The sequence below is a fragment of the Enterobacter sp. 186315 genome, assembly GCF_053290175.1.
Genome location: NZ_JBPTTK010000006.1, coordinates 69,121 through 96,115, shown reverse-complemented (window position 1 = coordinate 96,115; position 26,995 = coordinate 69,121). Strand labels below are relative to the sequence as shown.

The window sequence follows — 26,995 nt, the reverse complement described above, 5'->3', positions numbered from 1 at the left end:
GAGGATTAGCGCGTTTTCACCAGCAACGTCAACACTTCGTAATGCGCGGTATGCGGGAACATATCGAAAAGCTGCAAGCGTTCAACGCGATAGCCCGGCAGATGGGCGATGTCTTTCGCCATGGTCTGCGCGTTGCAGCTGGAATAGACGATGTACTCCGGCGCCATCTGGCTCAGGTAGTCGCACAGCGCCTTGCCGATGCCGCGACGCGGCGGGTTAACCAGCACCAGCTCCGGCACCGCGCCCTGCCCGGTGGCAAACTGCGTGGAGTCCAGCGCCTGAAAGTGCAGATTGGTTAACCCCAGCTCGGCGGCAGACTGCTTCGCGCAGGCAATGGCCTCGGCGGAAATCTCAATGCCCGTAAGCTGCATCTGCGGCGTGGCGCAGTGCAGCCCAAAACCGCCGACGCCGCAGAACAGATCCCACATGTGATGAATGTTCAGGCTGCGCACCCAGTCGCGGGCGGTGGCGTACAGCGCGCTGGCGACCGTCGGGTTGGTCTGGAAGAAGCTCTGCGGGCGGATCCACAGCGGCACGTCATTGAAGGTTTCAGCCAGCGCGTGCTGCCCGGTGAAGAAAATCTCTTTCACCCCTTCCATGATCGCCATATGCACCGGCTGAATATTGGCGGTAATGACCTTCAGCTGCGGAAGCTGCTGCATAAGCCACGGCAGCGCCGCGCGCAGCTGTTCCAGCTTCGCCTCCGAGCGCAGGACAAAACGCAGCATCATGCCGCCATCGCGCTGGCTTTCGGTAAGCAGCAGGTATTTCAGCTCGCCGCGCCTGCGCGCCACGTTGTAGGGCGTTAACCCCGCGCGGGCGATAAACGGCTTAAGGGCGGCAAACACCGGCTCAAAGGAGGCGGGATAAAGCGGGCAGTCGGTGAGATCTTCTGGGGTGCCGTCGCGGTGCAGCATGCCGAGCAGCGGTTTTTCGACGCTGCCGCTGACCACCATTTTGGCTTTATTACGAAAAGCCTGCTCCGGGCCGCTGACGGGTGCGCACCACTCGCCCACCGCCTGGTCAGCCAGCAGCTGGCGCAGGTCGGTCATTTTGGCGGAGAGCTGTTGAGAGATCGGCTGTTCTATCCACTGACAGGAGCGACAGCGACCCGCATCATAGAGTGCGCACTGCATATGAAAACCTCAAGACTAAAGAGGGCAGCGATTATATACATTATTGCAGACGAAAGAACCTCTGACTGGAAGCCGGAACGAAGAGCAGACAAAGCACCAGCATATCCGGCAGCTTCTGCATCACCAGCGACTGGAAAATCTCGCGTTTCGATCCCCCCGCAATGCTGAACAGCTCCGGATAACCGTAGCCCAGCGAGGCCGCCCACAGATAGCTGGCCGCCGTAACCTGGGTCAGAAGATAGATCCAGCGCGCCCAGTTACGCCCTTTCACCAGCGAAAAGGCGCAGTAAATCTCGATGAAGACCAGCACCAGGCTGCTGAGAAAGACCAGCGTCAGGTTCCATGTCTGTACGCTGCGGTGGATAAACTCACCGATGCCGCGCGCGCCCAGGGTGTTCAGCAGCATCAGCACGTCCAGACAGCGGATCATAATAATGGCGAGCGCCGCCACCTGCACCAGCGCAGGAACGTTCGGACGAGCGTGCGAAAGACGTGTTTTTTGAAAGAATCCCACTGTTTTTACTTCCCTGAAAAACAGTGCCGCGACATGCGCGGCACTTCACAGGAAATTTTAAATGCTTCAGCCGCGTCTTGCACGTTGGATATCACGAACGCGTTGTTTTTCCGCGCGCGCCATCAAATACCAGGCGATAAATCCGACAATTCCGACCACGCCGAGGATGATCGAGGCCAGGGCATTGATTTCCGGGTTCACCCCCATGCGCACGCTGGAGAAGACCAGCATCGGCAGCGTCGTCGCCCCCGGCCCGGAGACAAAGCTCGCGATAACCAGATCGTCCAGCGACAGGGTAAACGCCAGCAGCCAGCCGGAGATCACCGCGGGCATGATCATTGGCAGCGTAATAATAAAGAAGACCTTCAGCGGCGTTGCCCCCAGATCCATCGCCGCCTCTTCAATGGAGCGATCCAGCTCGCGCAGGCGCGAGGAGATCACCACCGCCACATAAGCGGTACAGAAGGTGACGTGCGCCAGCCAGATGGTCAACATCCCGCGATCCGCCGGCCAGCCGATGGCGTGCGCCAGCGCCACGAACAGCAGCAGCAGCGACAGGCCGGTGATCACATCGGGCATCACCAGCGGCGCGGTGATCATAAACGCAAAGCCGTTCGCCCCGCGAAAACGCCCGAAGCGCACCATCACCAGCGCGGCGATGGTTCCCAGCACGCAGGCCATGGTTGCCGCCAGCGCCGCGATGGTCAGGCTCAGGCCGACGGCGCTCATCATCGCGTCGTCGTGGAACAGTTCGCTGTACCAGCGCGTTGACCAGCCCGCCCACACCGTCACCAGCTTCGAGCTGTTGAAGGAGTAAATGACCAGCATCAGCATCGGCGCATACAGGAAGGTAAAGCCGATAATCAGGATCAGGATCCGCCACGGAGAGCGTACTACCGGTAAATTGTTCATCCGTTACCTCCCATCTGCTTCTGCTGATGCTTGTGGAACCACATGATCGGCACGATCAGCAGCAGCAACATCACGATCGCCACCGCCGAGGCCACCGGCCAGTCGCGGTTATTGAAGAATTCCTGCCACAGCACGCGACCGATCATGATGCTGTCCGGCCCCCCGAGCAGTTCCGGGATCACGAACTCCCCCACCGCCGGAATAAACACCAGCATCGAGCCTGCGATAATGCCCCCTTTGGTCAGCGGCACGATGACGCTAAAGAAGGTTTTTAGCGGACGCGCGCCAAGATCGAGAGAAGCCTCCACCAGGGAGTAGTCGATACGCGTCAGCGCGGTGTAAATCGGCAGCACCATAAACGGCAGATAGGCGTACACAATGCCGATGTAGACCGCCAGATTGGTGTGCAAAATCGTCAGCGGCTGATCGATAACCCCGAGCCAGAGCAGGAAGTTATTCAGTATGCCGTTATTTTTGAGGATCCCCATCCAGGCGTAGACGCGGATCAGGAACGAGGTCCAGGACGGCAGGATCACCAGCAGCAGCAGGATGTTGCGCGTCGACGGCTTGCTGTGCGCCACCGCCCACGCCAGCGGATACCCCATCATCAGGCAGCAGAACGTCGAGATCGCCGCCACCTGCAACGACTGTAAGTACGCCTCGACATAGAGCGGATCGTCGGTCAGTTGCAGGAAGTTCCCGAGGTTCAGCGTCAGGGTCAGCTGCCCGTCCGCCCACTCCAGGAGATCGGTATAAGGCGGGATCGCCCGGGCCATCTCCGCGAGGCTGATTTTGAAAACAATCAGGAACGGCAGCAGAAACAGCAGGATCAGCCAGATATAAGGCATGGCGATCACCAGCTTGCGCCCGTGACGCATGTTCATCCGCGCCAGCCAGCGTGCGAAACCGCCCGGTGCCTTAACGCGGGCAGGAGGTTCTAATGTGCTCATGATCGCTCCTTATACCGTCAGCACGACGCAGCTGTCCGCGTCCCAGCACAGACGCACTTCGTCGCCCCAGGTCGGCTGCCCTTTGCGATAGCGATGTTCATTCTGCAACTGAGCGCTGAGCATCTGGCCGCTTTTCAGGCGGACGTGGTAGATGGACAGGTCGCCCAGATAGGCAATGTGTACTACTTCGCCCACGGCAAAGTTATAGCCATCGGCCGGCGGCTCGTCGCAGAGCATGATTTTTTCCGGGCGCAGGGCCACGTATACCGGCACGTTATCCACCACCGAATTATCGGTGTCGACCTTCAGCGGATGCACCAGCCCCGGCGATTCGATCACCAGGCCGTCCTCCTGACGATCTTTCAGAAGCCCTTCAAAGACGTTCACCGAGCCGATAAATTCCGCGCTGTAGCGGGTGGTCGGATGCTCGTAGATCTCTTCCGGCTCGCCAATCTGCACGAACTTGCCGCGGTTCATGATGGCGATACGCCCGGCCATGGTCATCGCCTCTTCCTGGTCGTGGGTCACCATCACGCAGGTCACCCCCACGCGCTCCAGGATATCCACCACTTCAAGCTGCATCCGGTCGCGCAGCTTTTTATCCAGCGCGCCCATCGGTTCGTCGAGCAGCAGCAGTTTCGGGCGTTTGGCGAGGCTTCGCGCCAGCGCCACGCGCTGACGCTGGCCGCCGGAGAGCTGATGCGGTTTACGCTTCGCGAACTCCTGCATATGCACCAGGCTCAGCATTTCGGCCACGCGGGCGGTAATTTCTGCCTTAGGCAGCTTGTCCTGCTTGAGCCCAAACGCGATGTTCTGCTCAACCGTCATGTGCGGGAACAGGGCGTAGGACTGGAACATCATGTTAATGGGACGCTGATAAGGCGGCACGCTGGAGAGGTCAACGCCGTCCAGCACGATCTGCCCGGCGCTGGGCTGTTCAAAACCGGCCAGCATTCGCAGCAGGGTCGATTTACCACAGCCCGATGCGCCAAGCAGCGCAAAAATCTCACCTTTGTAGATCGTCAGGCTGACGTCATCCACGGCATGTTGGCCGTCAAAGGATTTGGTGAGGTTGCGGATTTCAAGAAGCGGGGTCAGCGCTTTACGGACTTTCGCCTGCGGGCGGGGGGTAGCGTCATTCACGGGGTGCTCTCCGGTAGAGATCAAAACTGGTGCAAACGCACCGTCAGGGTGCGCATCGCCGGGCGGTCCTGGAGATTGCCCGGCCTACGGATTTTGTCGGCCCGGTGAGCAATGGGCCACCGGGCAACAATTCCAGACGCCGTTATTTACCGCTTTTCACCTTGGTCCACGCACGGGTACGCACGCGGTCAATTTTTGGATCCTGCACTTTCAGGGTGAACAGCTTGGCGAACACGTCCGCTGGCGGATAGATAGCCGGGTTATTGCGGATCTCTTCGCTTACCATCGGCACGGAGGCCTTGTTACCGTTGGCGTAGTAAACGTGATCGCTGATGTGCGCAATCACTTCCGGACGCATCAGGTAGTTCAGGAACTGATAGGCCTCGTCTTTGTTCTTCGCATCCGCAGGCATGGCGAAGACGTCGAAGAAGGCCAGCGCCCCCTCTTTCGGAATGAAGTAAGAAACGTTCACGCCGTTTTTCGCCTCTTTCGCGCGGTTAGCCGCCTGCCATACGTCGCCTGCCCAGCCGATCGCCACGCAGATGTCGCCGTTTGCCAGGTCGTTGATGTACTGAGAGGAGTGAAAATAGCGAATGTTTGGACGCAGCTTCAGCAGCAGATCGGTCGCTGGCCCGGTGTAATCGTCGGCTTTGCTGCTGTTCGGATCTTTGCCCAGATAGTTCAGCACGGTGGCGAAAATCTCTTCTGGCGCATCGAGGAAGGAGACGCCGCAGCTTTTCAGCTTCTCAAGGTTTTCCGGCTTCAGCACCACGTCCCAGCTGTCCAGCTTGACGTCTTTACCGAGCACCGCTTTGACCTTATCGACGTTATAGCCAATCCCGGTGGTCGCCCACAGGTAAGGCATGGCGTATTTGTTGTCCGGATCGTGCTTCGCGACCAGCTTTAACACTTCCGGGTCGAGGTTTTTCCAGTTCGGGAGTTTACTTTTATCCAGCGGCTGGAAGACCCCGGCGGTCAGCTGACGCTCCAGGAAGCTTGCGGAAGGCACCACCAGGTCGAAGCCGGTGCTGCCAGCCATCAGTTTGCCTTCGAGCACTTCGTTCGAATCGAACACGTCGTAGACGACTTTGATGCCGGTCTCTTTTTCAAAATTAGCCACCGTATCCGGCGCAATATAGTCAGACCAGTTATAGACGTGCAGCGTTTTTTGTTCCGCAGCGAGCGTGCCGACAGAAACAGCCATCAGAGCACCCGCAACCAGACCCGATAACCACTTTTTATTCAAGGCGATCATATCTTTATTCCTTCTGAAAGCTCGTTAACAAACGAACTAAAACTGTGCAATCTGGAGATATGCAAAAATCATGCATATTTTGTCGCTCTGACCGAAAGGTGAAAAAAGAATTTTTCCGCCAGGATCCGCTCGCTTTTTTAAGCTTCGCAAGAATAACTGTAGCCTGTGTCCCCGGCTATAGCCCAGACGAAAAAACGCCTTTTATCAATTTTTTATGCACGTAACGTCTATGTGATAAGCCGAAATGGCCCGGAGTGAGGTGAATAATTCTTTAAGAAAAGGTTAAATGCAGCATAAAAGAGGGTGTTATGCAGCCGCTCTGGCAGCGACTGCGCAAAAGTCAGACAGCCTCAGTGAAGAAAATTGGCCGATGCTTCGTTATTTTCTGCTTCGTCTTCATTGCTGAACAACAGGTGATGCGCGCTGGCTTCCATCATGACCATTGAGATCTGCTCTTCGCTGAGGCGCATGAACCAGGAAAACTGCTTGAAGGAGACGCCCGCACCGGAGAATAAAGACTGGCAAACCACCAGCTTCGGCAGGTTATCGTCCTGTATGTCGAGAAACGCTTTCACCGTCAAAGAACTGGCGTTAATCGCCGAGAGATCCGAGGCCAGCGCCAGCAGCGCAGAGGGTTTCACTTCCGCGAGGGCGGAAAAAAGAATGACGTCGTTGATCAGATCGATTTTGGCATCGAAAATGCCGTCGAAATTTTGCATGTGCGGCAGATGCAGCGCCTGACAAGAGTCGCACTCAAAGTAGGTGATACCTGCATCGTCGAGCCATTGACGTAACGTATCCAGGGTGGGTACGACCTGTAATTCCATAGCAATAAAGCCTCTTAAAATAAACGTTGTCCAGATTACGCAAAAAGTGCGCACTTATCCATTTAACCGCCCGTTTTCAGGCAAAAGCCCGGCGTCGCGTGGCGCTCAATCCACGCGATCATTTTACCGGCGATATCAACGCCCGTGGTTTTCTCAACCCCTTCCAGCCCCGGCGAGGCGTTAACCTCCATCACCAGCGGCCCGCGCGTGGCCCGCAGCAGATCGACACCCGCCACGTCCAGCCCTAAGGTCTGCGCCGCTTTTACCGCCATCGCACGCTCGCGATCGCTAATTTCCGCGATACGCGCCACGCCGCCCCGGTGCAGGTTAGAGCGAAAATCGCCCTCTTTCGCCTGGCGCTCAATGGCCGCCACAACTTCATCGCCCACCACGAAACAGCGGATGTCCCGCCCTTTCGCCTCTTCTATATATTCCTGCACCAGAATATGAGCGTTGAGGCCGCGAAACGCGTCAATCACGCTTTCCGCCGCCTGGCGCGTTTCGGCCAGCACCACGCCGATGCCCTGGGTGCCTTCCACCAGCTTGATCACCAGCGGCGCGCCGCCCACCATGTCGATCAGATCGCTGGTGTCGTCCGGCGAATGAGCAATACCGGTGACGGGCAGATCCAGCCCCTGACGGGCCAGCAGCTGTAGGGAGCGCAGCTTGTCCCGGGCGCGGGAGATAGCGACGGATTCATTCAGGGGATAGCTGCCCAGCATTTCAAACTGGCGCAGCGCCGCGGTGCCGTAATAGGTGATCTGGGAGCCGATGCGGGGGATCACCGCATCGAAGTGCGGCAGTCGGCGGCCTTTGTAATGAATCGACGATGCCGCAGGATCGATGTTCATATAGCAGGACATCGGATCGAGGATCTCAATCTGATGACCGCGTTTGACCGCCGCTTCTCGCAGGCGTTTGCATGAATAGAGCGTTCCATCCCGGGACAAAATGGCGATTTTCACCCTGCACCTCTCTAAAGACATGGAAAAAGCCTGCGTATCATACAGAAAGGACTATCTCGTCGCCCAGCCCTGCTTATGCAAATAGTCGAGAATAAACGGGCGGTTCTCTTTGATGATGGTGCGACGAATATGGTCAGTCCAGGTATCGCGACGGTTATTGCTGTCGCGCGTCAAATAATAGTTCGCCAGCTCTTCGTCGTATTGATCCAGCACAGCCTGATCGACCGGCTGATAGTGATTTTCGTGTACCAGCATGGCGGCAGGAATACGCGGCTTCAGATCCGGGTTATCCGCAGGCCAGCCGAGGCACAGGCCAAACAGCGGCAGAACGTGTTTTGGCAGCTTCAGCAGCTCGGTTACGCTCTCAATGTTATTACGCAGCCCGCCGATATAGACGCCGCCAAGCCCTAAGGACTCCGCCGCCGTGAAGGCGTTTTGCGCCATCAGCGCGGTATCCACCACGCCCAGCAGCAGCTGTTCCGCCAGACCCAGCTCGGCCTCCGGGCAGATTTGCAGATGGCGGTTAAAGTCGGCGCAAAATACCCAGAACTCGGCGGCCTGCGCCACGTGTTTCTGCCCACCGGTCAGCGTCACCAGCTGCTCGCGCATGGCGGTGTCGGTGATACGAATAATGGAGCTGCACTGTAAAAAGCTGGAGCTGGACGTGCCTCGCGCGCTGTCCAGAATCGCTTCACGCTGCTCTTTGGTAATGGGTTGGTCGGTGTAATGGCGAATGGAACGGTGGGAACGCAGTAGATCAATGGTTGGCGTCATCTTGTCTCTCTCTAACTCTCTTTACGCGGTATGGCAGCCAGTATAGGCAATGATGCGCGGCCTGTAATTGGCGAAACATAGCCCGAAGATATTAAAGTGACAGGCGAAACCTTCTTTTCATCACTACAGGTTATAAGGCACTATAGCTGTCATTCGCCGTCAGGCTTGTTTTTTCGAGGAGAGAGAAATGTTTGCAGTGATTTTTGGTCGTCCAGGGTGCCCTTACTGCGTACGTGCAAAAGAGCTGGCTGAGAAGCTGACCGAAGAGCGTGATGATTTTAACTTCCGCTACGTGGATATCCACGCGGAAGGGATCAGCAAAGCCGATCTGGAAAAAACCGTGGGTAAGCCGGTTGAAACCGTACCGCAGATTTTCCTCGACCAGAAGCACATCGGCGGCTGCACTGATTTTGAAGCCTACGCGAAAGAAAACCTGGGCCTGTTTGCCGCTCAGTAATGCGTAACGAAGCGCCCTCGCCTGAGGGCGTTTTTATTTGTGCCGCCGGACCCGTTCGATAAGCGCCCGGATAAATAAGAAACAGAGCGCTCCCAGGGCACACCAGAACACGGCGCTTAGCAACCACGCCATCTCCTGCCAGAAACTTCTTGATGTCACAAACAGCAGCCGTAACAGCAGCAGACACAGCGGTGCTGCCAGCATCGCGCCAATCAGGGGTTTGACCACCTCATCTCCGCGAGAGAGAAAGCTGGCGGCGGCCCCCGGAAAGATGAAAAACAGCAAACCCAGCTCGGCGTGGCCTTCCGCTCTGAATGCCCCTTTCACATTAAAGGCTAATACCAGGCACACGACGATGAACAGCAAAAAACAGCTGATCACCCCGGCCCAGTTATGCTTGATGTTCAAACCATCCTCCTGACTTATTCTCTATCAATTACACTTTCGTCCTGTGGACGCCCAGTCAGATAAAGCAGAGTGGCAATCCTTGCCAAAGCCCGCACGCAGGCGCGCGATAATAGGTAGCCGTTGATAGCCAATGCGATTAAACTAGCCAGCGGTTATTGTTATACGGAATTAATTAGGGAGTACGGGAGCATAAGAATTTTCCCTGACGCCCTAAAACAGTAGCCCAAAAAACCTCTTCATTCAACAACTTACTGGTAAACAAGAAGTTAGCCTCCGTGAATATAAACGTCGCAGACTTGTTAAACGGGAATTACATCCTGTTATTATTTGTGGTACTGGCACTGGGCCTTTGTCTGGGCAAATTACGCCTGGGTTCAGTTCAACTTGGTAATTCGATTGGTGTTTTGGTCGTTTCATTATTATTAGGTCAGCAACATTTCAGCATTAACACGGACGCGCTCAACTTAGGCTTCATGCTGTTTATTTTTTGTGTTGGCGTGGAAGCAGGTCCGAACTTTTTTTCAATTTTTTTCCGCGACGGCAAAAATTACCTGATGTTGGCGCTGGTGATGGTCGGCAGCGCGCTGCTGATTGCGTTAGGGCTGGGTAAACTGTTTGGCTGGGATATCGGCTTAACGGCCGGTATGCTCGCAGGCTCTATGACCTCTACCCCGGTGCTGGTAGGCGCGGGAGATACGCTTCGCCATGCCGGCATGGCGGGTGAAACGCTTTCCACCGCCCTCGACCACCTGAGCCTGGGCTACGCCCTGACCTACCTGATTGGTCTGGTGAGCCTGATCGTCGGCGCGCGTTATCTGCCAAAACTTCAGCACCAGGATCTCCAGACCAGCGCGCAGCAGATTGCCCGCGAGCGCGGCCTGGACACCGACAGCAAGCGCAAAGTCTATCTGCCCGTTATCCGCGCCTACCGCGTTGGACCGGAGCTGGTGGCGTGGGCAGATGGCAAAAACCTGCGCGAGCTGGGTATCTATCGCCAGACCGGCTGTTACATCGAACGTATTCGACGCAACGGTATTCTGGCGAACCCGGACGGCGACGCGGTATTGCAGATGGGCGATGATATCGCGCTGGTGGGCTATCCCGATGCCCACGCGCGTCTCGACCCGAGCTTCCGTAACGGCAAAGAGGTGTTCGACCGCGACCTGCTCGACATGCGTATCGTCACCGAAGAGATCGTGGTGAAAAACCATAACGCCGTGGGCCGCCGCCTCGCGCAGCTGAAGCTGACCGACCACGGCTGCTTCCTGAACCGCGTGATCCGCAGCCAGATTGAAATGCCAATCGACGATAACGTGGTGCTGAACAAGGGCGACGTGTTACAGGTGAGCGGCGACGCGCGTCGCGTGAAAACCGTGGCCGACCGCATCGGCTTTATCTCGATTCACAGCCAGGTCACCGATCTGCTGGCCTTCTGCGCCTTCTTTATTGTCGGCCTGATGATCGGGATGATCACCTTCCAGTTCAGCAACTTTAGCTTCGGCATCGGTAACGCCGCCGGACTGCTGTTCGCCGGGATCATGCTCGGCTTCCTGCGTGCCAACCACCCCACCTTCGGCTATATCCCGCAGGGCGCGCTCAACATGGTGAAAGAGTTTGGCCTGATGGTGTTTATGGCGGGCGTAGGCTTAAGCGCCGGGAGCGGCATCGGCCACAGCCTCGGCGCCGTTGGCTGGCAGATGCTGGTCTCCGGCCTGATCGTGAGCCTGGTGCCGGTAGTGATCTGCTTCCTGTTCGGCGCCTACGTGCTGCGCATGAACCGCGCGCTGCTGTTCGGCGCGATGATGGGCGCACGTACCTGCGCACCGGCAATGGAAATAATCAGTGACACCGCGCGCAGCAACATTCCCGCGCTGGGCTATGCGGGCACCTACGCCATCGCCAACGTCCTGCTGACCCTTGCGGGTACGCTTATCATCATCATCTGGCCTGGACTCGGATAAGTCTCAAGTTTGCGCATGTCGGAAAAAATTTTTGATATGCGCAGAACTTTTTACGCAGGGGGCAGTCATAACTAGTGCCACTGCTTTTCTTTGATGTCCCCAATTTGTGGAGCCCATCAACCCCGCCGTTTTGGTTCAAGGTTGATGGGTTTTTTGTTGCCTGATAGATTATCCCAGTTTAAATAATGACTTATCATCCATTCTTTCCAAGAGTGGCGACAAAATGGCGACAGAGCATACGAAAGAACATGACTTTATCCTCTAGTGACATAATCACAATCATCGGGACTGCAGCGACTATCCTTTTTGGTATTCCCGCACTTATTTTTTTCTTACCGCAACTCAGAGAAGCCAGAAGGTTACGAAGGGAAAGATATTCGAATATTTTAGTAGGCAAAAGTTGGAACAATCTGGGTGTATGTCATGGTTTCCCTGAACCCTCATTAGTTATACGCATCAATGAAATTGACAATGCAGGTAAACTTGTTGGTGAAGTAATCAACTGCAATACTCACCATAGAGATTTAGATGTAATAACATTTCATATAGCTGGTAATTTGACCCATAGGGGAACGGCAATATTGACACTACATACTGGTGTTGAGTCTCATCGGATACCCGTTGGTGTTGCAAAAATCACCTACCGAGAAAAAGACGACACACTAGATTTTTTCTATCTCCACGATCATAAATTCAACCCGACTATATCATGGGAATTAGGTCTTCCACGTTTTACTACCTATGGGTTAATCGGTTGCAAGAGTCAGGTTCGATAGGTTCCAACACAGCAGACGCTTTGCCAAGATGTTGCCAGTGGAAGAATCTATGAGATGTCACTATAAAAAACCCGCCAGCTGCAGGTCTGTTTCAGTAAGCAAATTGCTCCTGCATACCTTTGGGATGAGGCGGCGCGGCGCTGATTTTTTGCGGACGGCAAACAGATCGCACGAAAGTCTCATGCGTCACGAACGTATGCCCACACTCAATGTTGGTGCACTGGTTGTATCGTTCTTTGGTTTCACTGGAAACCTGAAAGCTACTGCGTGTATGCGCGGCCTGACCACACATCGGACAATTCATCATTTCGTTTAGCCCTCACTCTTAACCAGTTCGCAATAATGATACATCATTGTTCTCAATTTGGAACTAATCATTCAATTTCGAACTCATCTATTTTCACTTCGAGATCCAGACTGGTCGTAAATCCGTTATCCGGGCTGACGGTATGCGTTAGCGTGGTGATGGTCCATTCCGCATCATCAATAGGCTGCTTGAAGCCGCTAACCGTCACCGGCATTTCAGTGTAGAGATCTGCACGGCCTTCTGCGAGCTGCAGGGAGAATGTTGCAACCCCGCGCTGCAGGCGTTCCCACTGCATCTTTGCCGCTCGCTCTGCATTACTGCGGTTCGCATAAGTTCTGTTGAGTACCAGCACGTTTTCATCCGTTCCAACCAGGTAATCTCCCTGTTTTGCTTCCGGCTCCTTTGCCGCAGTGGTTTTTTTTCGACGGCGCTTAACCTTTGCTGTCTCTTTTTTCTTTGGCTCACGGGTATGCAGCCAGCTGGCAATTACCCCCGTATAGGCATCGCGATCGGCCAGGGTAAAACGATGACCGTCACCGGCCTGGCGGGTTATGGTGATAACCGGCAGCGGCTTACCGCTTGCCGTTCTGCCCTGCCCCTGACGGATAAACAACAGATTGCCGTCCTTAACTGAGGCTATCGCTCCATACTGCCGCGCCAGCTTCATCAGGAAACTCGCATCGCTCTCGTTAGTCTGGTCAAGATGATCCACAGGCTTATCCATCAGGTCCTGGCCCAGCGCCATCTTTAATTTATGCCTGGCCGCGATTTCCTTCACGACTTCGCCCACCGTTGTCTGGTGCCAGGACTTTTCACGCCGCGTGTTAAGGGTTTCACGGAAATCTGCGCTACGCGCGCGAATTGTGAGACGGTCAGGCGCGCCGCTGTGCTCAATCTCATCGACAGTAAAGGCCCCTTTCGGAAAAAGCGGCTGACCTTTCCACCCCAGCGCAAACTGAATAATGGCCCCCCGACGTGGCAGAACGATTTGCCCGTCCGAGTCGTCCAGTTCCAGATCAAGCTGGTCCGCTTCAAAGCCCCGGTTATCGGTCAGCGTCAGACTCATCAGGCGCGCATCCAGCACGGTAGTCACATCTTTACCTTCAATGATGATGCTGAAACCGGGGGTTTTGCTGTTCAGGTTCAGGAGATCAGAGCTGAAATTCACTGCAGTAACCCCCCAACCGTATTTTTCATATTGCCTATCGCAGCGGTGGCGGAGTCCTGCAAATTACTGAGCTGATCGCTGAGGCTGCCAAACATATCAGACAGCGATTCATCCACCCGTTTCAGGCTCAGCGAAAATTCGATGCGCCGGGGCATACCGCTCTCAAAAAATTCTGTTTTTGTCTGGCTCAGACTCTCGATCACAAACATGCCGTAAATCGTCCCGCTCCCCTCAATCAAAGGCCAGGCTTTCCCCAGCTCCGCCATCTGCTCCAGCGCCAGTAAAGATAGCCTGCCGCCGGTTATCTCCGGCAGCAGGACGCCGGACAGAGTAAGCGAATCGTTATCCGGCCCAAGAAACTGCGTTGACGGGCGCCGGTTAACCCGGCTGTTTGCTGCGTGCCGCCAGCTGCGCTGATACTGCAGCTCCTGATAGGGTACGGTTCGCAGCATGAATACGTACAACCCCAGCACCATCATCATTATTCGTAACCCCCTCGATCACTGAAATTACTGCGTGTTTTTGCCCTGGCCCTGCGCTCTCGCTCATCAAGCTGCCGGGCCACCTCGCGGGCGATATCCTGTGCGCTTTGCCCTGGCTGGGCGACGATATGAATTGGCGCGCTTATCTCGTACTTAATGACCTGCGGTTGTCTCTCTGCCTTTGCCGACGGCGCCGGTTGCGTCCTGACAGGTACACTGTGCGGATGAAGTGGTGCGGCTTCTGCCGGGGCAGCCGCCAGGCCCATTACCCCAGCGACGACGGAAGCGAACATCTTCTGGCGCATAGCCATCGGGTCAGCCCTCCTATCCGTAATTTCCGTAATGGCCGGTGCTGGCATGACAGCTGCAGCGATATCAGCCAGCTCCGCAGCACGATCCCGACCTGGAAGTTTTACCGGGGCGTTAACAATCTCAGGAGGCAGTATTAACCTGCTTTCAGGCCGTTGCTCCGGGCTGGCTGGCTCCGTTCGGGAAGGATTGAGAGTTGCCGCCACCCTTGCCAGGTCAGCAGTCCGTTTCCTGCCGGTGACATTGGCAGGCCCGTTAACAATCTCAGGGCCATTCTCGCCCACGATGCCGAACTGGCCGCGCGGAATGGTACCGCCGCTGTCGTACATGCCAGCAAAACCCATCGTCGGGAATCCGCCAGGCGGCAGCACCACTTTACCGTCTGTGTTTACAGTGGCTGGCTGCTGCCGCGTGACCTTCTCAGGAAGCTTCGCTTTGGCCGCCTCCTTGCTGACAATGCCGAGTTTTTCAAGCAGCCAGGACACGCCCGATTTAAGCGAATCAAGCGGGTGCATAACCATGTTCAGCCCTTCTGCCAGCACTTCGCCAAACTGCCGCCCCATCGATGCCGCGCTTTGCAGCTCTGCAGATGTGGACTTAACCGGCGTCAGCAGATCAGTAAACCAGCCCCACAACGCCTGGACCTTGTCACCTATCCACTGGAAAACAGGCTGCAGTGGCTCAAAAGCCGCACTGACAGGCGCAGCTGCAGCTTTGAACCCTTCAACCACTCCGCCTAAAAATGCGCTTATCGGCTGCCAGTATTTCCAGACAACCAGCGCCACGCCAGCCAGAGCCGCCACAACCAGCCCTATCGGACTAAGCAGGGCGCCCAGCAATCCAGAAATCCCGTACAGCGCGACGCGAAGGAGGGCCAGCGGGCCGGACGCCAGAAAACGAAGCACGCCACCGGCTGCGGATAACCCCCCGCGCAACGCGGCCAGCGGATTCATTACCATGCCGATAATGTTGCGAATACCAGACATTCCGCTGCGAAGGACAGCAACCGGAGCACCGGCCAGCGCTTTCAGCGCATTGCCAGCCAGCCCGGCAGAACGGCGAAGGGAGTTAAGGGGAGATGCCAGCAATCCGGCGCTACTGCTGGATGCCGCCATGCCACGGCGCAACAGGGAAAGCTGCGCATTTACCAGCCAGGACAGCGCGCCGCCGGTGCGGGTCACTGCAGACATAACGGACGGGAGTGTTTTTACACCCAGTACGGACAGGCCTAAACGGATCACCGCCAGTGGCCCCAGCACGGCAGCCACGGCCACAGCCAGCGTGCCGAGCACAACGGTGATCGCGGCAGTGGCCGCCGCCACTTTCATCAGAGTGCCCGCCAGCTGCGGGTTAGCCTCAACCCATCGACGCAGTGCCCCGGTCACGTTTTTGACGTACCCCATGATATCCATCAGCGGCTGGCGCAGTGTTTCCCCCAGGCTACTGAAAGCGTTCTGCGCGCCCGTTTTAACAAGCAACCACTGCGCGGAAAGTGAATCCTTATTGATATCGGATTCTTTCTGCATGGAGCCGTTAGCCTCAGTGCCTGAGGTGAGTTTCAGCTGTCGCTGCAGCTCCGGCAGGTTGTTTGCAAGCTTCGCTGCATCATCGCCAAACTCTTTGCCAAATATCATCGTCATGGCGGACAGGCGTTTATCCTGCGGCAGCTTGTTGACCTTCTCCAGCACGCGCTGAATGGTTCCCATTGCGTCCTTTGTCATCTGCTTTTCAATCTCTTCTGGATTGAGTTTAAGCAGATCCATACCTTCCATGAACCGCTTGCTCTGCATGGTCGCAATCGACAGTTCGCGCACCATCGCATTTGATGCGCTGGCGGCGATTTCAGGCGCGGCGCCCAGAGACAGGAAGGTGGAACCCAGCGCGGCAGCCTTTCGGAAATCAAGCCGGTCTGCCACGCCCCCCATGCGCTGCAGCACATTGATGATATCGCCGCCCTTAGACATGGCGTTATCGTCCAGGTAATTCAGGGCATCGCCAAGCTGTTCAATATTGCGGGTCGGCACTTTATACAGCTGCGCGATTTTCCCCAGCCCCTCCGCCAGCTCATCAGCGGGCAGCTCGAATGCCGTTGCGGCCTTTGCTGCAGTGGATGCAAAGGCCAGCAGGTCACGCTTCTGGTCTTCGTAAGAATCGTTCTGGTTTGTCACGCCCATGCGGGCGCCACCTTCAACCAGCGCGGCATAGTCGATGGCGCCATTCTCCATCGGCAGCTGTTCACTGGCGGCCTTGATGGCATCCTGCATGTCGTAAAACTGTTTTGTGCGGTTGCCGTTGTCGTCCCGCAGCCCGTTAACCTGCTTTGCCACGCCTTTCATCGCATCTTCCATGCTGGCATAGCTTTTAACGGCAGCCATCACCGGCGCGCCCATCGCCAGCCCGGCGGCAGTAGTCGTTGCTCCGGCGCCCGCGATACGATCCCGCACCTCAAGGCGCCGCGAATACTGATCGCGGATGGCGTTCATTCGGGCCTGCTGCTCGCCCAGGCGCTTAAGGGATTTCTGCTGTCGGTCCAGCGCCTGCCGGGTTTCGTCGGTATTCTGCCGCAGCTCCCGCTGCGCACTGCTCAGCTTTTTGGTGTCCAGTCCGGCCTCATTGAGCGCAAGACGCTGACGCTGTACCGACTGACGCAGGCCGTTGTATTTGCTCTGCAGCTCGTTAACGCGGTTTTTTGCCTGCTCAAGCAGACGAGCCTGTGCCGCCGTCGGGCGGTTAGTGGCCGAGAACTGCGTGGCAAGCTTCGCCGCTTCTTCGCGTGCGGCTTTAAGACTGTTGCCGGTGACGGCCAGCTGCGCGCTTGCCTTGCGGAAGCCATCAATACGACCCGCCTGGGCGTCCAGTTCTTTTAATCTTGCGCGGCTTTGCTGAATGGCGGTAGCCAGCTCTTTTGAACTGGCCTGCGCTGTTCGGAATGGACGGGTGAGCTTATCAACCGCATTTAGAATTACCTGCAGGCGCAGGTTGTTATCACTCATCGCTGGCCCCGCTTCTCTGTATCGCTTTGTGCCGCCACTCCAGCACTTCAGTCAGAGGCATAATGTCAGTGACGGACGGCGGCCAGTGAAAAATGGTGGCGATATCAGCCACCAGATCTTCTACCGTCAGGCTGTCGGCAAACCGGCAAGCACCGACTTCTTCAACAAAAAAGTCACCACCTCTACAGACAATGCGGTGAGATCGGCAGGGTCCAGTTCTGCCATCTCCTGAGCGGTCAACGCGGGCGTGGAGATGCGGGGAATAATCGTCATCATCGCGCCGACGTCCATATCCATGATCGCCTGCAGGCGGGTGCCACGCAGCGCGCCGGACTGCGGCTTGCGCAGCACAATTTCGGCAATTTCGGTTTTACCACGCTTGATTGGGGTGTCCAGCTGTACGGTTTTTTCAGTCAGTTGTTCGCTCATTGTCATTTCCTGTTAATAATGGACTGGCGCGGCTGCCCGCGCCTTTAAAGTAGATCAGAGGCCCAGGGCGTTGCGGTGCTCTTCCATCAGGTCCACGCCATCAACGATTTCAATCATGTTGGTTACATCAACCTCATAGAGCACTTCGCCGTTGATGGTCAGCTTCGCGTAGCTGTTGGTGCTGCTGACTTTTGTGGTGTTGCTCTCTCCGGTTTTCCATTCGCCGGAATCGACTTCTTTATGTCGCCCGCGCACAACCAGCTCCACGGCCTGCACTTCGCCGGTATCGTCACGCTGAATGGAGCCGGTGAAACGCAGCTGGATACCATCGACGGTGGCTTTTCCCATCTGCTTGAATAACAGCAGTTCGGTGCCACCGATTGAAAATTCCGTGTCCAGCGCGCCATCATCCAGCCCCAGATCAACATCCGCCGAACCGGGCATACCGCCGCCGCGATACTTTTCAAACTTTCGGCCGAATTTAGGCAGGGTCAGAGATTCAATGATCCCCTGCCAGTTGTTCCCGTCATTGAACAGGTTCAGGTGTTTTAACTTGCGTGGTAAAGCCATGCTGCCCCCTTATGCGCTGACCTGGCTGGCGAAATTAATCAGATACTGATCGGTGATACGCTGGCGAAGCAGCAGATTTTCCAGCGGTGGTACTGGCGTGTAGTCGTAATCGATCAGCAGCTTCCCGGCCTTGAGCGTGTCCTTATCATTCACGGACTCATCCAGCCAGCAGTCACCGCCAATGAGGTAACCCAGGCTCACCAGGCTGCGAATTTTGGCGCGAATGCCTTCAATAATGTCGCGGGCCAGTGAAGGGTTGAGCGGCTTATCCACCGCCCACATATGCGCTTCAGCGATGGTGTCAGCCAGCACCTGCGCCGTGCGAGTGTAGTTCTCAAAGGCAAATAGCGGATCGTCACTGAGGCAGCGCGAACCCCAGAAGCGGAAGCCGTCTTTTCGGATCAGCGTGGTGACATCGTTCTGGTTCAGCAGCCCCGCATCGGTTGCCGGGTCCTGCAAATCCCAGAACACATCAGCAGAAATGCCGGTGACGCCGTTCACACCCACGTTGGACAGGGTTTTGTGCCAGCCGGTCTGCTCGTCAATTTTGGCACGCAGGCCAAGCGCACGGGCGGATGCATAGGCAGTCGCGTCTGCGTTAAGCACCGTGTCAAAGTTGATGAAATCAGGCCAGATCAGCATCCCCTCGCGCTGGCTGAAGTTATCGCGGTAGGCAATGGCCTCCTCTACCGTTTTGCAGCCGTAGGCTGACAGATAGGCGAACCCGCGCAGACTCTGCGCCACGCTCAGCAGCTCAGTGGCAACCGCCTGCGTGTCGTGCCCCGGCACGCCAAGAATACGCGGCTTAACGCCGAGCTGGGACTGCGCAGATAACAGTGCTTTCATGCCTGTTTTTTTACCGTCGGCTGTCACGCCGCCGATAATGTTGGAGGTTGTTTCCGCTTCGGTTTCACCCTGTGCAACGCGCACAACGACAGTCAAGGGTTTAGCCTGGTCAGCAATGGCATCCAGCGAGCGGGCCAGCGTGCCGGACTCGCCTGCTTTACCGCTGGCGGTTAGTACATCTGTCAGCAGGACCGGTTTGTTAAGGGGAAACATGGACGCATCGGCATCATCGCCGGTGCAGACCATGCCGACGATAGCGGTGCTAACCGTGGTAATGGATCGGGTGCCATCGTTGATTTCTTCAACGCGCACTCCGTGATGGTAATCCTGAGCCATAAGGCAGTCTCTCCGGTTTACATGGGATACGCCTATGTTCAGGGTGATATGCGCGTGGCGCACGTACTGCAAGATGTGTGGAAAATGACACAATGGAAAGGTATAAAAATCCCCGCATTTGCGGGGACGGGTTACTCAGCGGGCTTTTCTGGCCAGTGAATATTCGGCGCTGCTGAAATATCTACGGCATCCAGTGCATCAAGATAATCAAGCCAAGAATTAAAGGCCGCCTTTTCATCATCAGATAAGCGCTGCAATGAAAGCTTTGAAGGCCACTGCCTGCTATTGATGTAAAAATTCGCCTGCTCTATGCACTCTTGTTTTTCCTTACTGGCAGCAGCTATAAGCTCTTCTGCCGTAGGCTCAGGATTATCAATCCAGACAGGCATCCCCTGTGCGTCCGCACCCAGCTGTTTTCCCGGGGGCTGCGTGAAGATAAATTGTCGCCAGGTGTCATTGTCAATGCTCACTGCATCGTCAGGCCAGGTTCCGGCAGAATCATAAACATCTTTCAAATCCTGCGCGAAAAACCCAGGTGCAGAGGCGCTAAAAAAGTATGCATTCATCGTTAGTATCCTAAAGCCAGCCATAACACAGAGCGGGGAAATGCTACCTGCGATCCGCTCACCGTTCTGGCAACAATGATGTTTAACTGCGTCAGACTAATAGTATCCACGTTTGCCATCGAGACGGAGGCAACCCCGGCAGTAAATGATGTTAGTGGGGTAGCCAGAGCCAAAGCCACCCTGGTTGGGAACGCTGTCGGGTAGTTTACGGTTGCCTGTGAGCCATCCGTAACTAAACCCCACTGCATAATAAATATCTGTTTCCCGCCATCAATGATTAACGGGATTTTGATATAGCCTGCCGGGCCAAGCAGGCCAGTCCCTACACCGGACTGCACAATATCCGTCAGACCAAGATAGGCGAGAAGTCCGGCAATGTTCTTACCCGCCAGAGCAGTAAGTGTTGAATCCAGAGGCTGCTTTCCCGCCAGCGCATTCATCACAGTGGTGGCAAAGTTCGGATCGTTACCCAGCGCCGCAGCCAGTTCATTCAGCGTATCCAGCGCTGCCGGGGATGATGCTACTAGCGCCGCGATGGCTGATTTAACAAATGCCGTGGTGGCAACCTGGGTGTTGTTCACCGTCTGTGACGCAGTAGGTGCCGTTGGCGTTCCGGTAAGGGCCGGGCTCGCCAGTGGTGCTTTCAGCGCCAGCGCGTTATTAATGGTGGTGCTGAAATTGGGGTCATTGCTGATTGCTGCTGAAATTTCTTTCAGAGTGTCCAGTGTAGCGGGCGCACCACCAACCAGGGCAACCAGCGCCGCCTGCACAAAAGCAGTGTTAGCAAGCTGAGTGGTATTGTTACCTACCGCCGCTGTCGGTGCTTTCGGCGTACCAGTGAACGTCGGGCTTGCCTTTGGCGCATACTGCGTATGGGGATCAGCTGCAGCAATATGCGCCGCCATCAGGTCATCCACGTACACCTTAAGCTCAAGCACCTTGTCATCGACATACTTGCGGGTTGCCAGAACAACCGAAGGGTCAATTTTCAGGGTGATACTATCGGTACTGCTGGTAATCAGCACCACGCGCACGGTCTGTGTGCGACCGCTCCCCTCCGCCAACTGCGGCTTGTAGCTCTCCGGGCAGTTGCCCACAGCAATCAGCGCGCCGGTTTCATCGAACAGACCGACCTCACGAATCCACCAACCGCCCTCGGTTTCGGGGATCACCTGTTCAGCAATAATCTGGCTGCTGTTCTGCGGATCGATATACAGCATGTTGAGGTCAGCGCGGCGCTTTTCGGCAACCAGCTTTGTCTGTTGAGCGTTTGGTGTTGGCAGCACACCGCCACCATCCCCTACAGCCATCTGGGTAATTTTCAGTGGCACACCGAGCGCGGCGGAGCTTGCCAGTTTCGCCGCGCCGATATCCGTCAGCAGGGTATAAAATTTTGCGCTCATGGGTTCACTCTCATTGTGTCAATAACATGGACTGCACCGCCTTCATAAGCGCTGCCGCCAGAAATAATGGTGTCGTTGATATACGGGTAAATCGTGATTTCTTCGCCGGTGTAGATGACTGCGCCGACGAAATACGGCCCGCCGGTCTGCAGGTTGATGGACATACCGATCAGATGACGGCTGCAGGGCTTGGCGTCGCTGATGAGGCGCTCCAACTCCAGATAGGTTTCTTCCGTGATGCCCTGGTCCTGCACGCCGATATCAAGACGAAACGTGCCAGGTTGTTCGCCGGTCTGCCACCATTCGATAATGCGGATCAGGAAGCCGAACGGCTCCACCACGCGACGCACCGCGCTGGTTGTCCCTTTGTGCTGATGGATATAGAACGCATCCTGCACCACCCGGCGCTTAACGCTTTCCGTCCAGCTCTCGTCCCAGCGGTCCACAGAAAACGCCCACGCCAGATACGGCAGGAAACTGACCGGACAGGTTGCCGGGTTCCACAAATCGCGTAGCGGCACCTGCAGATCGGAAATCCCGCTGCAGGTCTGCGCCAGTCGGCGCTCAAGCGGTGTTGAGCCAGGCGGCAGCAAGCTATTCATCCGTGCCCCCGTTAGTCACATTCCACTGCGTGCAGGATGCAGCCTGCGTTTTGTCCAGCACCACATCATTCATCGGGGATGCCAGCTCCACACGCTGCACACCTTCGACATGTAGCGCAGCATAGATGGCACTGCGGCGGATATCGCGTCCGAGCCGTGTCTGGCTGGCGATGTATTTCTGCAGGCTGGCTTTTGCGGCCGCCATTACCGGCTCAGCCTCCGGTCCAGGATAGAGAAAGATGTTTGCTTCCACGCTGTACGGGATAATTTCGGCGCTACGCACCGTCAGGCGATCCGCCACCGGTCGCACGCTCTCGTTGTTCAGCGCCTTTTCGACCACTGCCAGCAGGTCATTTTCTGCCGCACCATCACCCTCGCGGCTCAGTACAGTCAGAACCACTTCCGCCGGGGCCGGGCTGGTTGCACTGGCATCCGCCACGCGCCCGTCCGCACTTCTGGCGTGAAACTCATACGCCGCCGTCGGACCGGCTACCGACAGCCCCTCAAATGCAGCAGGCACACGTAGACGCAGAGCGTCGTCGCTTTCCATCACAGCAGCAACCGGTGGCACCGCGTCGCTATCGGCAGGCGTAACCGTCAGGCGGTTGACGTTGTAATTGGCGGCGAGTTGGTCCAGATCGCCACCGAGGGCATACGCCACCATGACTGCCTGCGCGGCCTCGTTGATACGCTGGCGCAAGAGTACCTCGCGGTACGTGCTTTCCTGCAGCTGTTTAGTGATGGGTTCAGACTCCAGCGCCAGCGTGCGCGTGACGGCAGCCTGCTCATCCGCCGGATACAGCGTCACAAAGGCAGCCTTGCGCTCGGCCAGCAGAGTCTCAAAATCCGGCACGTCCACAATCTGCGGCGCGGGGAGCTGTGAAAGGTCAATGACCGCCATTGTCTGCTCCTGTTGATACGGAAAGGGAAACCGGCGCGCCGTTGTTACGCAGCCCGGTAAGGTCAACCACCATGGAGCCGTCAAAATTGCTGCTGATGGTGATGGAGTCCAGCGTCAGGCGTGGCTCCCAGCGGCTCAGGGCCATATACACCGCCGACATGATCTGTAGGCGCAGCGCCGGGTTCTGCGGCTGGTCAATCAGGACGGACAGCAGGGAACCATACTCCCGGCGGGCAATGCGGCTGCCCTGCGGGGTAACAAGAATATCGCGTACCGACTGGCGAAGATGGTCTGTGTCCGTGATGGTCTTGCCGTTGCGCTGACTCATACCGATATACAGCGTCATACCGGGCCTCCCGACTTATCGCCGCCTGATTTAACTTTGTTGTGCGCGTGGTCATCCACCACGATCCCGTTGGAACTCATCGGGCCGCCGCCCTGGGTGACTGCACCGTTGATTACAACGTTACTGTTGATGCGCGTGGTGTCGGCTTCTACGACAAACTGAGAGGTTTTGAGGGTGATATGGTCAGCCGCCTCAATCACCATGGATTTGATACCCCTGACGTGCCAACGCCCTGAGGCGGGTTCGTACTCAAACGAGCCTCCGTCCGGGTACTGCGTCACGCAGCCATCCACGGAATCCGATGGCGGCGCAAACTGGCTGGAATAAATAGCGGGAAGCGCAAAAGCAGTTTCAAGATTGCCGCCCATGCTCAGAACCACCACCTGCTCATCCGGCGACGGGCACCACCATGTGCGGGCACCACCTGCACGCAGCGTCAGCCAGTTGATCCAGTTGGTTTCGAGTTCGCCTACCTTTACCCGGCACAGCCAGTTTTCCCGGTCCACTTCGGTCACCGTGCCGGTGCGGATCAGATTGGTGATAAGGCGCATGATTTCTGTGAGTTGTGCGTTCATGGCATTATTTTGCCATTAGCTCTTTATTGAAAGGAGTGTGCTAAATTGTGTGATATGTGATACACAACAACTTTGGGATAGGTAGTCTAATGGAAGAAAGGCAAAATGCAGCATTTGAGCTTAGAAAGTTTACATGCGCATCAAAACTTTGGGATGCATTGTCACCCACACAAAAAATAGACTTGAATCTACCAGATGACATCATCTTTCGCGGTCAAGGTGATGCGTCTTGGGATTTAATACCTTCATCTTTAAGAAATGCACCTGAATACCTAAATACTAAACTTGGCCCAGAATCACAAAATGTTGTTGCTAGTGAAATATTATCACTAATGTCATTTGTTAAACATTGTGACAGAATTGGAATGCGCATTCCTGGAGATAGCCCGGCATTCAGGAAACAACATCTTGATATTGAACATCAAGATAAGTGGATTCAAAACCCAGAATCCTGGCCTAACCCTGAGATTTTAGATCTTATGGCTTTAGCACAGCATCATGGTGTTCCCACTCGCTTATTAGATTGGTCTAAAATCCCATATATTGCATATTATTTCGCAGTAAGCTCATGTATTTCCAATTATAATTCTTGGATTAATGAATCCGAGCTAGCAATTTGGGCTTTTAATCAAACCGCAATTAATTTACACCCAAAACTACAAGTTCACTCTGCCGCGGGGTCAATAAGTCCACATCTTGCAGCTCAATATGGTTTGTTTACAGTTCATTCTCACTTGGGGAAAAGAGGGGAAAAAGCAACCGTGCAAAGCCTTGAGCTATTAACAGAAGATTATACACACCCACTCTTTTATAAATATACACTACCTGTATCGGAGGTATTTAACGCTTTTAAATTGCTAAATAAAGCAGGGTACAGTGCTGCTGATATTTACCCTACATTTGATGGAGCAGGCCGAGCCATTCAGGACGAAATTAATAAAGACAAAGCCTCACTTAAATTCGAAAAAATAGTATATTTAAAGCAAGGTTAATCTTTGAATTATAAAGTCGCGAATGTTCGATTTCATCTCATCAGATACCCCCAACAAACGGCGTTCTGGATAAAGAATGTGTGGACCTCTAGGACTAACCCGATCACGCAGACCGTAATGATGCACCCGAGCAATCCGCTGCACCTTTCCTGCAAACTGCACGCTAGCTGAATCCACGCTGGCGGCAGTTTTCAGGTACTTTGCCGTGCGCAGCTTCGAAAACATCTGCCGCTTAATTCGCCCTTTTTTAGTTCTGGCTTTGACCTTTCGCGGCTCGTAGCCGCTGCCGTCAGGGTTGAGTTGCAGCCGAATATTATGTTGCTGGTTCCAGCGCAGTTCCTGCGCCAGTTCCCGCATCATGCGTTGACGGGCAGCAGGCTCAAGATTCGCCAGCAGTGCCGCCAACCATTCATCGACCTTGTGCAGATTATCCACGTTTCACCGTCCACATTTCTTCTGGCTCGTCGGGTTCTGGCTCCGCCTCAACCGTCGAGATACCACCATCGGAGCTGACCAGCACACGCTCCGTCAGCTGCAGGTTCAGGCTGATATCACACACGTCGTTGCGCAGAATATCGACCTCAAAAGTGAACAGCTTTTCGCGCAGCTGCGGGTTGTTGATGGCATCCGTCTGACTGGCTTTCAGCCACAGCAGCACCGGGGCCATCAGCAGATTCTGGTCGCCGCTGAAATCCTCGATCACCACGTTGAGGGTGTAGTGGTATTCCCAAGACATGGAGTGCGCGCCAGTTGCCACGAGAGAACCGTTATCCACGAACAGATGCAGTTTGTCCGGGTTATCGTGCACATAGGGCACCGCCTTATTCAGGGCGCGGCGTAAGGCCTGCGGCTTGTTCACTGTTTCGCTCCTGACACGCAATAATCGTGTCCACTTTGTCGGCACAGACCGCCCAGGCGGTCTCGGTTTCATCCAGCATCGTGTTCAGGTCACCGTTAGTGCGCGGCGCTGACGGGTTCAGGCTGCACGGCGTCACTCTTGGACAGCCATTCACGGTAAGCTGCACCTCCGGTGAGGGCCGGACGTTTCCGCAGCCGGATAATGTCAGCAGGCAAAGGAGTGTCAGCCCAGCGGCGCAAGTCTTCGTTTTCACGTTTCAGTTCCTCAATCCGGTGCTGCCGGTGACGCAGCAGCGCGGTGGTCTGCTCCACCGCCGCATAAAGTCGCATCTGCGCCCGGCTGTTGGTTTCGGTCAGAATGGACAGGCCGATCAGCTGGCTGTTTTTCTTAGCCAGTGCCTGCGCTTTAGTCGCCAGCTGTTCGCCTTGCGTTTCGATGGCGTGGCGGGCGGTGTTCAGCCGCCACGACTGCCAGACCAGCGCCGCCAGTACAAACGCGAGCATGACCGTCAGCGCGCGCGTCATACCCCTGCCCCTTTCAGGCACCAGGCCATTTCCCGCGTGCGGCGGTTATCCAGCCCCTGATTAAACACGCCTTTTACGTACACCCAGCGCGGCAGCTGTCGGCAGGCATCCGCCCAGCGCTTTTGGTTCAGCAGTTTCACCAGCGTGGAGCTGCAGGCATTGCCGGTGCCGACGTTGAAGGCGAACGACACCACGGCGTCATAGACCTTTTGCGGCACGGATGGCACCACGCACTTCTCCAGCGCCCGCTCCACCTGCAGCACGTTAGTAATAAGCCCCTGAGCTGCCTGCCGTTCGGTGATGGTTTTGCCAGGCGTCACGCCGGACGTGTTGCCGATGCCGTCGGTCCAGACGCCTGCGCTGCACTGGTACGGCTGCAGGCGACAGCCTTCATAATCGGCAATCAGTTTCAGCCCCTCCACAGAAGTGTGCAGCGACTGAAAACCGGGCAGCGTGGCGGCGATAGCCAGCACCGCCCCGACCAGGCAGCGTTTAACGATTGAAGGATTCATATTCCCCCTGCGAAATTTTGCCGCCGCGCAGCAGTTTGAAAGACTGGTGTTTGTAGTACCAGTTGATTGCCAGCATCAGCACACCAATCAGCACGCCGCCAACCGTTGACGCATCCTTAAGCGACAGATCGCCCAGCCATGCCAGCAGCACGGCGATGCAGTAAGTGATAAAAGCGCTGAGTCGTTCAAGCGTCATC

34 protein-coding genes are annotated in these 26,995 nt (G+C 55.9%); 4 read left to right on the top strand and 30 right to left on the bottom strand.

Features of this window, described 5'->3' with window-relative positions; translation table 11 throughout:
• Positions 1-5: 5 nt before the first annotated feature.
• The 9 genes from rlmC to nfsA form a co-directional block, all read right to left on the bottom strand.
• Complete coding sequence (rlmC, locus tag ACSVHP_RS09120; RefSeq protein ID WP_447551721.1) at positions 6-1,136, bottom strand: 23S rRNA (uracil(747)-C(5))-methyltransferase RlmC; 1,131 nt, start codon at positions 1,134-1,136, stop codon at positions 6-8.
• Between the two features lie 40 nt (positions 1,137-1,176).
• A complete protein-coding gene (locus tag ACSVHP_RS09115) occupies positions 1,177-1,674 on the bottom strand; it encodes a YbjO family protein (protein ID WP_447551796.1) in 498 nt (165 codons plus the stop codon).
• Positions 1,675-1,716: 42 nt separating this feature from the next.
• Entirely contained in the window at positions 1,717-2,562 is an 846-nt protein-coding gene (gene potI, locus ACSVHP_RS09110) for a putrescine ABC transporter permease PotI (RefSeq protein ID WP_022647574.1), read from the bottom strand.
• A complete protein-coding gene (gene potH, locus ACSVHP_RS09105) occupies positions 2,559-3,512 on the bottom strand; it encodes a putrescine ABC transporter permease PotH (protein ID WP_447551720.1) in 954 nt (317 codons plus the stop codon). The genes potI and potH overlap by 4 nt, the downstream gene beginning before the upstream one ends.
• Positions 3,513-3,521: 9 nt before the next feature.
• Complete coding sequence (potG, locus tag ACSVHP_RS09100) at positions 3,522-4,655, bottom strand: putrescine ABC transporter ATP-binding subunit PotG (RefSeq protein WP_447551719.1); 1,134 nt, start codon at positions 4,653-4,655, stop codon at positions 3,522-3,524.
• Between the two features lie 142 nt (positions 4,656-4,797).
• The gene (potF, locus tag ACSVHP_RS09095; protein ID WP_234676389.1) at positions 4,798-5,910 is read right to left on the bottom strand and encodes a spermidine/putrescine ABC transporter substrate-binding protein PotF; all 1,113 of its coding nucleotides are present in this window, start codon (positions 5,908-5,910) and stop codon (positions 4,798-4,800) included.
• Positions 5,911-6,260: 350 nt separating this feature from the next.
• On the bottom strand, positions 6,261-6,737 hold the full coding sequence (locus tag ACSVHP_RS09090) for a YbjN domain-containing protein (protein WP_234676392.1): 477 nt from the start codon (positions 6,735-6,737) through the stop codon (positions 6,261-6,263).
• A 62-nt stretch (positions 6,738-6,799) separates the two neighbouring features.
• Entirely contained in the window at positions 6,800-7,702 is a 903-nt protein-coding gene (gene rimK, locus ACSVHP_RS09085; protein ID WP_447551718.1) for a 30S ribosomal protein S6--L-glutamate ligase, read from the bottom strand.
• Between the two features lie 51 nt (positions 7,703-7,753).
• Positions 7,754-8,476: an oxygen-insensitive NADPH nitroreductase gene (gene nfsA, locus ACSVHP_RS09080; protein WP_417313637.1), complete on the bottom strand. Its 723-nt coding sequence runs from the start codon at positions 8,474-8,476 to the stop codon at positions 7,754-7,756.
• Between the two features lie 187 nt (positions 8,477-8,663).
• Here nfsA and ACSVHP_RS09075 point away from each other — a divergent pair, with 187 nt between their 5' ends.
• On the top strand, positions 8,664-8,933 hold the full coding sequence (locus ACSVHP_RS09075) for a GrxA family glutaredoxin (protein ID WP_014069504.1): 270 nt from the start codon (positions 8,664-8,666) through the stop codon (positions 8,931-8,933).
• Positions 8,934-8,966: 33 nt separating this feature from the next.
• Here the strand turns inward: ACSVHP_RS09075 and ACSVHP_RS09070 are convergent, their stop codons facing one another.
• On the bottom strand, positions 8,967-9,341 hold the full coding sequence (locus tag ACSVHP_RS09070; protein WP_234674261.1) for an inner membrane protein YbjM: 375 nt from the start codon (positions 9,339-9,341) through the stop codon (positions 8,967-8,969).
• 275 nt (positions 9,342-9,616) lie between these two features.
• Here ACSVHP_RS09070 and ACSVHP_RS09065 point away from each other — a divergent pair, with 275 nt between their 5' ends.
• The gene (locus tag ACSVHP_RS09065; RefSeq protein ID WP_234674260.1) at positions 9,617-11,302 is read left to right on the top strand and encodes an aspartate:alanine antiporter; all 1,686 of its coding nucleotides are present in this window, start codon (positions 9,617-9,619) and stop codon (positions 11,300-11,302) included.
• A 248-nt stretch (positions 11,303-11,550) separates the two neighbouring features.
• Complete coding sequence (locus tag ACSVHP_RS09060; RefSeq protein WP_447551717.1) at positions 11,551-12,078, top strand: hypothetical protein; 528 nt, start codon at positions 11,551-11,553, stop codon at positions 12,076-12,078.
• A 91-nt stretch (positions 12,079-12,169) separates the two neighbouring features.
• Here the strand turns inward: ACSVHP_RS09060 and ACSVHP_RS09055 are convergent, their stop codons facing one another.
• The 14 genes from ACSVHP_RS09055 to ACSVHP_RS08990 all read right to left on the bottom strand — a co-directional run bounded on the left by ACSVHP_RS09055 (position 12,170) and on the right by ACSVHP_RS08990 (position 23,911).
• Positions 12,170-12,385, bottom strand: coding sequence for an ogr/Delta-like zinc finger family protein (locus ACSVHP_RS09055; RefSeq protein ID WP_447551716.1), 216 nt, complete (start codon positions 12,383-12,385; stop codon positions 12,170-12,172).
• A 67-nt stretch (positions 12,386-12,452) separates the two neighbouring features.
• Complete coding sequence (locus ACSVHP_RS09050) at positions 12,453-13,553, bottom strand: phage late control D family protein (RefSeq protein ID WP_447551715.1); 1,101 nt, start codon at positions 13,551-13,553, stop codon at positions 12,453-12,455.
• Positions 13,550-14,035, bottom strand: a complete 486-nt coding sequence (locus ACSVHP_RS09045; RefSeq protein ID WP_045356110.1) for a phage tail protein — start codon at positions 14,033-14,035, stop codon at positions 13,550-13,552. Before ACSVHP_RS09045 ends, ACSVHP_RS09050 begins: the two co-directional genes overlap by 4 nt.
• Positions 14,035-17,337 (bottom strand): phage tail tape measure protein, encoded by a 3,303-nt coding sequence (locus tag ACSVHP_RS09040; RefSeq protein WP_447551714.1) that lies wholly within the window; start codon positions 17,335-17,337, stop codon positions 14,035-14,037. The genes ACSVHP_RS09045 and ACSVHP_RS09040 overlap by 1 nt, the downstream gene beginning before the upstream one ends.
• On the bottom strand, positions 17,330-17,449 hold the full coding sequence (locus tag ACSVHP_RS09035; RefSeq protein WP_446492543.1) for a GpE family phage tail protein: 120 nt from the start codon (positions 17,447-17,449) through the stop codon (positions 17,330-17,332). Before ACSVHP_RS09035 ends, ACSVHP_RS09040 begins: the two co-directional genes overlap by 8 nt.
• A gap of 14 nt (positions 17,450-17,463) precedes the next feature.
• Entirely contained in the window at positions 17,464-17,766 is a 303-nt protein-coding gene (locus ACSVHP_RS09030; protein WP_063135363.1) for a phage tail assembly protein, read from the bottom strand.
• Between the two features lie 54 nt (positions 17,767-17,820).
• Entirely contained in the window at positions 17,821-18,336 is a 516-nt protein-coding gene (locus ACSVHP_RS09025; RefSeq protein WP_447551713.1) for a phage major tail tube protein, read from the bottom strand.
• Positions 18,337-18,345: 9 nt separating this feature from the next.
• Positions 18,346-19,518: a phage tail sheath protein gene (locus tag ACSVHP_RS09020; RefSeq protein WP_447551712.1), complete on the bottom strand. Its 1,173-nt coding sequence runs from the start codon at positions 19,516-19,518 to the stop codon at positions 18,346-18,348.
• Positions 19,519-19,649: 131 nt separating this feature from the next.
• The gene (locus ACSVHP_RS09015) at positions 19,650-20,084 is read right to left on the bottom strand and encodes a tail fiber assembly protein (protein ID WP_447551711.1); all 435 of its coding nucleotides are present in this window, start codon (positions 20,082-20,084) and stop codon (positions 19,650-19,652) included.
• A 2-nt stretch (positions 20,085-20,086) separates the two neighbouring features.
• Positions 20,087-21,487, bottom strand: a complete 1,401-nt coding sequence (locus tag ACSVHP_RS09010; RefSeq protein WP_447551710.1) for a phage tail protein — start codon at positions 21,485-21,487, stop codon at positions 20,087-20,089.
• Positions 21,484-22,089, bottom strand: coding sequence for a phage tail protein I (locus tag ACSVHP_RS09005; RefSeq protein WP_447551709.1), 606 nt, complete (start codon positions 22,087-22,089; stop codon positions 21,484-21,486). Before ACSVHP_RS09005 ends, ACSVHP_RS09010 begins: the two co-directional genes overlap by 4 nt.
• On the bottom strand, positions 22,082-22,990 hold the full coding sequence (locus tag ACSVHP_RS09000; RefSeq protein ID WP_447551795.1) for a baseplate assembly protein: 909 nt from the start codon (positions 22,988-22,990) through the stop codon (positions 22,082-22,084). Before ACSVHP_RS09000 ends, ACSVHP_RS09005 begins: the two co-directional genes overlap by 8 nt.
• A complete protein-coding gene (locus tag ACSVHP_RS08995; protein ID WP_446492536.1) occupies positions 22,977-23,336 on the bottom strand; it encodes a GPW/gp25 family protein in 360 nt (119 codons plus the stop codon). The genes ACSVHP_RS09000 and ACSVHP_RS08995 overlap by 14 nt, the downstream gene beginning before the upstream one ends.
• The gene (locus ACSVHP_RS08990) at positions 23,333-23,911 is read right to left on the bottom strand and encodes a phage baseplate assembly protein V (RefSeq protein WP_447551708.1); all 579 of its coding nucleotides are present in this window, start codon (positions 23,909-23,911) and stop codon (positions 23,333-23,335) included. The genes ACSVHP_RS08995 and ACSVHP_RS08990 overlap by 4 nt, the downstream gene beginning before the upstream one ends.
• An 89-nt stretch (positions 23,912-24,000) precedes the next feature.
• On the opposite strand from ACSVHP_RS08990, the gene ACSVHP_RS08985 reads away from it, so the two are divergent.
• The gene (locus ACSVHP_RS08985) at positions 24,001-24,903 is read left to right on the top strand and encodes an FRG domain-containing protein (protein WP_447551707.1); all 903 of its coding nucleotides are present in this window, start codon (positions 24,001-24,003) and stop codon (positions 24,901-24,903) included.
• On the opposite strand, the gene ACSVHP_RS08980 is transcribed toward ACSVHP_RS08985, so the two are convergent.
• The 6 genes from ACSVHP_RS08980 to ACSVHP_RS08955 are packed head-to-tail and all read right to left on the bottom strand — an operon-like array spanning position 24,889 to position 26,994.
• Complete coding sequence (locus tag ACSVHP_RS08980) at positions 24,889-25,338, bottom strand: phage virion morphogenesis protein (RefSeq protein ID WP_447551706.1); 450 nt, start codon at positions 25,336-25,338, stop codon at positions 24,889-24,891. The two genes, ACSVHP_RS08985 and ACSVHP_RS08980, sit on opposite strands and share 15 nt — an antisense overlap.
• The gene (locus ACSVHP_RS08975) at positions 25,331-25,762 is read right to left on the bottom strand and encodes a phage tail protein (protein WP_447551705.1); all 432 of its coding nucleotides are present in this window, start codon (positions 25,760-25,762) and stop codon (positions 25,331-25,333) included. Before ACSVHP_RS08975 ends, ACSVHP_RS08980 begins: the two co-directional genes overlap by 8 nt.
• The gene (lysC, locus tag ACSVHP_RS08970) at positions 25,725-25,973 is read right to left on the bottom strand and encodes an Rz1-like lysis system protein LysC (protein WP_447551794.1); all 249 of its coding nucleotides are present in this window, start codon (positions 25,971-25,973) and stop codon (positions 25,725-25,727) included. The genes ACSVHP_RS08975 and lysC overlap by 38 nt, the downstream gene beginning before the upstream one ends.
• Positions 25,858-26,286 (bottom strand): Rz-like lysis system protein LysB, encoded by a 429-nt coding sequence (gene lysB, locus ACSVHP_RS08965; protein WP_447551704.1) that lies wholly within the window; start codon positions 26,284-26,286, stop codon positions 25,858-25,860. The genes lysC and lysB overlap by 116 nt, the downstream gene beginning before the upstream one ends.
• A complete protein-coding gene (locus tag ACSVHP_RS08960) occupies positions 26,283-26,798 on the bottom strand; it encodes a lysozyme (RefSeq protein ID WP_447551703.1) in 516 nt (171 codons plus the stop codon). Before ACSVHP_RS08960 ends, lysB begins: the two co-directional genes overlap by 4 nt.
• Complete coding sequence (locus tag ACSVHP_RS08955; RefSeq protein ID WP_214601210.1) at positions 26,779-26,994, bottom strand: HP1 family phage holin; 216 nt, start codon at positions 26,992-26,994, stop codon at positions 26,779-26,781. Before ACSVHP_RS08955 ends, ACSVHP_RS08960 begins: the two co-directional genes overlap by 20 nt.
• Position 26,995: the final 1 nt, after the last annotated feature.

Coding starts and splice junctions, on each gene's coding strand:
- lysB (WP_447551704.1), bottom strand. CDS start 26,286: ATGACGCGCGCGCTGACGGTCATGCTCGCGTTTGTACTGGCGGCGCTG.
- ACSVHP_RS08985 (WP_447551707.1), top strand. CDS start 24,001: ATGGAAGAAAGGCAAAATGCAGCATTTGAGCTTAGAAAGTTTACATGC.
- ACSVHP_RS08955 (WP_214601210.1), bottom strand. CDS start 26,994: ATGACGCTTGAACGACTCAGCGCTTTTATCACTTACTGCATCGCCGTG.
- ACSVHP_RS09075 (WP_014069504.1), top strand. CDS start 8,664: ATGTTTGCAGTGATTTTTGGTCGTCCAGGGTGCCCTTACTGCGTACGT.
- potF (WP_234676389.1), bottom strand. CDS start 5,910: ATGATCGCCTTGAATAAAAAGTGGTTATCGGGTCTGGTTGCGGGTGCT.
- ACSVHP_RS09000 (WP_447551795.1), bottom strand. CDS start 22,990: ATGGCGGTCATTGACCTTTCACAGCTCCCCGCGCCGCAGATTGTGGAC.
- rlmC (WP_447551721.1), bottom strand. CDS start 1,136: ATGCAGTGCGCACTCTATGATGCGGGTCGCTGTCGCTCCTGTCAGTGG.
- ACSVHP_RS09005 (WP_447551709.1), bottom strand. CDS start 22,089: ATGAATAGCTTGCTGCCGCCTGGCTCAACACCGCTTGAGCGCCGACTG.
- ACSVHP_RS08990 (WP_447551708.1), bottom strand. CDS start 23,911: ATGAACGCACAACTCACAGAAATCATGCGCCTTATCACCAATCTGATC.
- ACSVHP_RS08960 (WP_447551703.1), bottom strand. CDS start 26,798: ATGAATCCTTCAATCGTTAAACGCTGCCTGGTCGGGGCGGTGCTGGCT.
- ACSVHP_RS09030 (WP_063135363.1), bottom strand. CDS start 17,766: ATGAGCGAACAACTGACTGAAAAAACCGTACAGCTGGACACCCCAATC.
- ACSVHP_RS09090 (WP_234676392.1), bottom strand. CDS start 6,737: ATGGAATTACAGGTCGTACCCACCCTGGATACGTTACGTCAATGGCTC.
- ACSVHP_RS09025 (WP_447551713.1), bottom strand. CDS start 18,336: ATGGCTTTACCACGCAAGTTAAAACACCTGAACCTGTTCAATGACGGG.
- ACSVHP_RS09060 (WP_447551717.1), top strand. CDS start 11,551: ATGACTTTATCCTCTAGTGACATAATCACAATCATCGGGACTGCAGCG.
- potI (WP_022647574.1), bottom strand. CDS start 2,562: ATGAACAATTTACCGGTAGTACGCTCTCCGTGGCGGATCCTGATCCTG.
- ACSVHP_RS09040 (WP_447551714.1), bottom strand. CDS start 17,337: ATGAGTGATAACAACCTGCGCCTGCAGGTAATTCTAAATGCGGTTGAT.
- ACSVHP_RS09055 (WP_447551716.1), bottom strand. CDS start 12,385: ATGATGAATTGTCCGATGTGTGGTCAGGCCGCGCATACACGCAGTAGC.
- ACSVHP_RS09020 (WP_447551712.1), bottom strand. CDS start 19,518: ATGGCTCAGGATTACCATCACGGAGTGCGCGTTGAAGAAATCAACGAT.
- ACSVHP_RS09010 (WP_447551710.1), bottom strand. CDS start 21,487: ATGAGCGCAAAATTTTATACCCTGCTGACGGATATCGGCGCGGCGAAA.
- ACSVHP_RS09045 (WP_045356110.1), bottom strand. CDS start 14,035: ATGATGATGGTGCTGGGGTTGTACGTATTCATGCTGCGAACCGTACCC.
- nfsA (WP_417313637.1), bottom strand. CDS start 8,476: ATGACGCCAACCATTGATCTACTGCGTTCCCACCGTTCCATTCGCCAT.
- ACSVHP_RS08995 (WP_446492536.1), bottom strand. CDS start 23,336: ATGACGCTGTATATCGGTATGAGTCAGCGCAACGGCAAGACCATCACG.
- potH (WP_447551720.1), bottom strand. CDS start 3,512: ATGAGCACATTAGAACCTCCTGCCCGCGTTAAGGCACCGGGCGGTTTC.
- ACSVHP_RS09015 (WP_447551711.1), bottom strand. CDS start 20,084: ATGAATGCATACTTTTTTAGCGCCTCTGCACCTGGGTTTTTCGCGCAG.